Below are 5261 nucleotides of genomic sequence, written 5' to 3'. Positions count from 1 at the left end.
CTTTTTGGCCTTCAGCTAAATTTTTAGCGCCTAAAGCTCTTTGAATAATTTGTTGGTTTGTTCCCCAATAAAATAATTGCACCAACATCATTCCAGTAAAAATAGTACTAAATGGCACTTCTTGACCAGGCTGCCCCATCGATTTAAATCTATCAGGATTAGCACTCATTAGCGTGTCTAAACCAGCGCCTAAACTACCGTCGCCAATAGCCATAAGACCAAAAACAGGTATTAAAAGCCCACCAATAATAAGTCCAATAGCATTTATACTATCTGAAACCGCAACAGCTTTTAGACCTCCAAAAACAGCATAAATAGAGCCTATAATTCCTATACCCCAAATACACAACCATAATGCTTTAGTATTCGATACATTAAGCATTTCTGGAATATTAAACATCCCACTAATAGCTACAGAACCAGAGTATAAAATTACCGGTAGCAATACAACAACATAACCTGTTAAAAATAATGCAGATGTAATTGTTTTTGTAGAAACATCAAAACGCTTAGATAAAAATTGTGGTACTGTTGTTAAACCTCCTTTTAAATATCTTGGTAATAAAAAGATTGCTGTCACTACCATGGCAATTGCCGCAAGCGTTTCCCAGGCCATAACTGATAAGCCATCTGTATAAGCGCTACCATTCAATCCAACAATTTGTTCTGTAGATAAATTGGTTAGTAGCAACGAACCCGCTATAACTCCCGCAGTTAGACTTCTACCTCCTAGAAAATAACCATCAGAAGACTTCTCATCGGTCGATCTAGTCGCATAGTAAGATATAATGGCCACCATTAATGTGAAGCCAACAAAAGAAATTATTCCAATCATAATTATAATTAAGTTTAGTTTGTACTATTGTAGATTTCAAATATAAAGATTTATTTCATTATCTGAATTTAATACTAACTTTGAAAAAGCTTTTTTAAAAAAGCTTCCTAAAATACGGAACATAACTAAAAATATAAGTTTAAGTATATGAGTGCAACATTAATTAATAATGTAAAAAACACTTTTATTCGCACATTTAAAACGGATCCATTACTAATTTTTTCTCCTGGAAGGATTAATATTATTGGTGAACATACCGATTATAATAAAGGGTTTGTATTTCCTGCTGCTATTAATAAGGGAATTGTTGCTGCCATTCAGAAAAGCGAATTAGATTTTTCAACAGCATATGCCTTAGATTTAAATGGTAAAATAGAATTTAATTTAGATAAATTAAAACCATTAAAAGAAGGGCGTTGGGAAAATTATGTTTTTGGTGTCGTTCACGAAATTCAAAATAAAAATAAATTAATCGGTAACTTTAATTTAGTCTTTAAAGGTAATATCCCTAGTGGTGCTGGTATGTCTTCTTCTGCAGCATTAGAAAACAGTATAGTATTTGGATTAAATGAATTGTTTGATTTAGAACTATCAAAACATGACATGATTCTTATTTCTCAAAAAGCCGAACACAATTTTGTAGGAGTGAAATGTGGAATAATGGATCAATATGCTAGTATGTTTGGTTTAAAAAACCACGCCCTACTATTAGACTGCAGAACGATAGAATCTCAACCCTATGAAATTGACTTTAAAGACTACCAATTAATGCTTATTAATACTAATGTTAAGCATAGTTTATCTGACACTGAATATAACGACAGACGGTTTGCTTGTAAAAGTATTTCTAAACTATTAAGTGTAAAAGCTTTAAGAGATGCAACAGAAGCTGACCTAGAAAAAATAATTGATAAAGTAACACCAGCAAATTATCAGAAAGCCTTATATGTTATTCAAGAGAATTCAAGAACGTTAAAAGCAGCAAAAGCTATTGAATATGGTGATTTAGAAACTTTAGGCTCTTTAATTTATCAATCGCATAATGGCTTATCAAATCAATATAAAGTGAGTTGTCACGAATTAGATTTTCTTGTAGATCAAGCAAAAGCAAACCCAAATATTTTAGGAGCCAGAATGATGGGTGGTGGTTTTGGAGGTTGTACTATTAATTTAATAGCCAAAACCCAGGCCGAAGCCTTTGCAGAAAAAGTTTCTAAAGCGTATCATAGAGAATTTAATAAAACGTGTTCTGTCTATTTTATAGAAATCTCGGAAGGAACGCATTTAGTAAAGTAATCAATCTTAATTAATTTAAGCCTTCTATCTTATTTTTAAATTTTAGTCCAATACATACTAAATCATAATTTCAAAAGTTATATTTTTAACGCTCAAAACCAATCATTTTAATGAAACGTTACATATACTTTTTAATCACTCTAGGATTTTTAATGCTTTGGAGTTCTTGTCGTAAAGATTTTGAATTCTCACCAAGTACTGGGAGTTTGCAATTTTCAAAAGACACGGTGTATTTAGATACTGTTTTTACCAACATTGGTTCTAGTACCTATAATTTAAAAGTTTACAATAAAAGTGATGATGACATTTCTATACCTGCTGTTCGGTTAGCATTAGGCGAAACTTCCAATTACAGATTAAGTGTTGATGGTATCGCTGGAAAAAGCTTCAATAACATTGAAGTATTAGCAAAAGACAGCTTGTTTATTTTTATTGAATCGACCATAGATATTAAAAACTTCACGAATCCGAATGGAACCTATTTATATACGGATCAAATTGAATTCGATGCAGGCTCCAATCTTCAGAAAGTGGAACTAGTAACCTTAGTACAAGATGCTGTTTTTATTTATCCAGATAGAGATAATACCACAAAAGTTGTTGAAACTTTAACGCTTGATATTGGAGGTGAATTGGTTGAAACTGAATTACAAGGGCGAAAATTATTACCCACAGAACTGACCTTTACAAAAGAAAAACCTTTTGTTATTTATGGATTTGCAACAGTCCCAAATGGAGAAACTTTAACCATTGAAGCGGGTTCGCGTTTACATTTTCATGAAAATTCTGGTATTATAGTTTCCAATGGTGCTTCCATTAATGTGAACGGGGCTTATAGTAACGACCTCGACTTACTAGAAAACGAAGTGATTTTTGAAGGTGACCGTTTAGAACCCGGTTTTTCACAAGTTCCTGGGCAATGGGGAACTATTTGGTTATTAGATGGTAGTGTTGATAATACGATAAATTATGCCACTATTAAAAATTCTACTATCGGTGTTTTATCCGATGGCAATCCAGATGAGGCTAACGATAAACTTACTATAACAAATACACAAATTTATAATTCAAGTAGTTTTGGAGTTTTAGGAAGAAACACTTCTATTTCTGGAGAAAATGTAGTAATTAACAATTCTGGCTTATCATCTTTTGCCGGTACTTTGGGTGGGAAATATAATTTTACACACTCCACTATTGTAAATTATTGGGATAATGGATTTAGACAATTCCCTGCTGTTTTATTGAACAATTTTGTTTTAGATGAAGACAACGTTGCGACGATTGCAGATTTAACTGAAGCCAATTTTAATAACTGTATTATCTACGGAAATGATAACCCTGAAGTTTTATTAGATGAAATTGAAGATGCCTCTGTGGTTTTCAATTTTAAGTTTACTAATTGTTTAATTCGTTTTGAGGATAATAGTAATAATTTTACTGGTGTAAATTACGATTTTAATGATACTGCTAAATATGAAGGCAACATCTTTAATGAAGATCCTAATTTTAAAGATGTCGAGTTTAATGAACTAATTATTGGGGACGATTCGGCAGCTAATGGTCAAGGTTTATCATCTTTCGCTACACAAATACCTTTTGATATTTTAAATGTTAATAGAACAAGCTTACCTGATTTGGGCGCGTATCAGCATATTACTTTTCCAGAGGATGATTAATTGACTCGAAATACATAACCATACATAAGACCTGTAAGCTTTTAAAAAAATTTCAGGTCTTTTTTATTTACTGAATTCTTTAAAATTAAGAGACTATAAATTAAGTTTTCAACTCAGACACAGACACTTGAAATTGTCAGAAAAAATAACTAACTTCGTCTTACACCTCATAAAGTTTACCTGTACTGAACTTGCTTCAGTATTGAAACGGTACTTTCTATTTGCAATGTAAAATTTTAAGAATAACTTAAAAATAAAATTATGAGCTATTATTTTAATAAAGTATTAAAAGGAAAAAGTTTCAATGATGCAATCGACCTAGTTACCGCCGAATTGAAAAAGGAAGGGTTTGGAATATTAACAGAAATAGATGTAAAGGAGACGTTAAAAAGCAAAATAGATGTTGATTTTAAAAAATACAAGATTTTGGGTGCATGCAATCCGCATTTTGCATATGAAGCGCTGCAAAGTGAAGATAAGATAGGTGTTTTATTACCATGCAATGTCATTGTGCAAGAACATGAAAATGGAGCGGTCGAAATTTCTGCTGTTAATCCAATGGCATCAATGAGTGCGGTTCAAAATAAAACTTTAGGAGAACTAGCTTCTAAAGTTCAACTAAAACTCATTAAGGTTATTAATAGCCTGAATTAAAGTGTATCACAACACTAATAGCAGAAATAATATGTTTTAAATCTTGTAGTAGTCACGACAAATACGTCCCAAAGATTTAGTTGTTTTTATAAACAACACCTTCGATAGCAATTACTAAACAAGAGAATAAACGTATTAGAACGCATTAAAATTCGAATATGTGGATACATCAAAACGGGTTATAAATACTGCTTTCTTAAAGATAGAAAACAAAAAACAGAAGGACACAAATACCATAATTGTTTAGACACCCTAAAATCTAAAATATGATAGTAGAAATGTGTTCTTCTGTTCATAAGACCAAAATATAAAACAACAACATTATAAGAACTGATACTTATCAGTTTACCTATAACACCACAACCGAAGTAAGAACTTTTAAGTCTAATGCAGAATTAAATAAATAAGCTCCAAAAATCGAATAATGGATTAAACGATTTGTAATGACACCTAATTTTTTAAATTAAGATGTTTTCTTACATTTACAAGAATTAAACACACTTTAGTTGCAGATATAATAGATATATAGTTCATATTAACTATATATCTATGTTGTGCGGCATATATAAGAGACAGAGTTACATTATGAAAATACAATAAAATATCCATTCTACTAATTGTATTTATTTTACTAACAGGATGTACAAGCATGAAAAAAGTATATATAAAAGAAAAGGCAGAGTTGATAAAACAGAATGATACAACTGAAACAATATTTACTGATGAATTAGTAAAAGACTTACCCAAACCAATTAAAAAGTATTTGGATGTTTGCGGATATATGAACACACGAGTTCCAG

The 5261-nt window shown here is 31.2% G+C and carries 4 protein-coding genes; 3 read left to right on the top strand and 1 reads right to left on the bottom strand.

Annotated elements, in window-relative coordinates; all coding sequences use genetic code 11:
* The coding region (locus tag QZ260_RS12585) for a solute:sodium symporter family transporter (RefSeq protein WP_295986794.1) at positions 1 to 835 on the bottom strand (835 nt) is incomplete at its 3' end.
* Between the two features lie 147 nt (positions 836 to 982).
* Between QZ260_RS12585 and galK the strand changes: the two genes are divergently transcribed.
* The 3 genes from galK (at position 983) to QZ260_RS12570 (ending at position 4461) form a co-directional block, all read left to right on the top strand.
* Positions 983 to 2131, top strand: a complete 1149-nt coding sequence (galK, locus tag QZ260_RS12580; RefSeq protein WP_295986792.1) for a galactokinase — start codon at positions 983 to 985, stop codon at positions 2129 to 2131.
* A 110-nt stretch (positions 2132 to 2241) separates the two neighbouring features.
* Positions 2242 to 3807 carry a hypothetical protein gene (locus tag QZ260_RS12575; RefSeq protein WP_295986790.1) on the top strand — a complete coding sequence of 522 codons (1566 nt, stop codon included), beginning with the start codon at positions 2242 to 2244 and terminating at the stop codon, positions 3805 to 3807.
* Positions 3808 to 4068: 261 nt separating this feature from the next.
* Positions 4069 to 4461 carry a DUF302 domain-containing protein gene (locus tag QZ260_RS12570; RefSeq protein WP_295986788.1) on the top strand — a complete coding sequence of 131 codons (393 nt, stop codon included), beginning with the start codon at positions 4069 to 4071 and terminating at the stop codon, positions 4459 to 4461.
* Positions 4462 to 5261: the final 800 nt, after the last annotated feature.

Origin of the sequence: uncultured Algibacter sp. (genome assembly GCF_905480415.1) — a bacterium.
In the GTDB taxonomy this organism is placed as follows: domain Bacteria; phylum Bacteroidota; class Bacteroidia; order Flavobacteriales; family Flavobacteriaceae; genus Algibacter_B.
The sequence above is the reverse complement of the archived record's forward strand: the minus strand, read 5'-3'. Positions and strand labels throughout refer to the sequence as shown.

Coding starts and splice junctions, on each gene's coding strand:
- galK (WP_295986792.1), top strand. CDS start 983: ATGAGTGCAACATTAATTAATAATGTAAAAAACACTTTTATTCGCACA.
- QZ260_RS12575 (WP_295986790.1), top strand. CDS start 2,242: ATGAAACGTTACATATACTTTTTAATCACTCTAGGATTTTTAATGCTT.
- QZ260_RS12570 (WP_295986788.1), top strand. CDS start 4,069: ATGAGCTATTATTTTAATAAAGTATTAAAAGGAAAAAGTTTCAATGAT.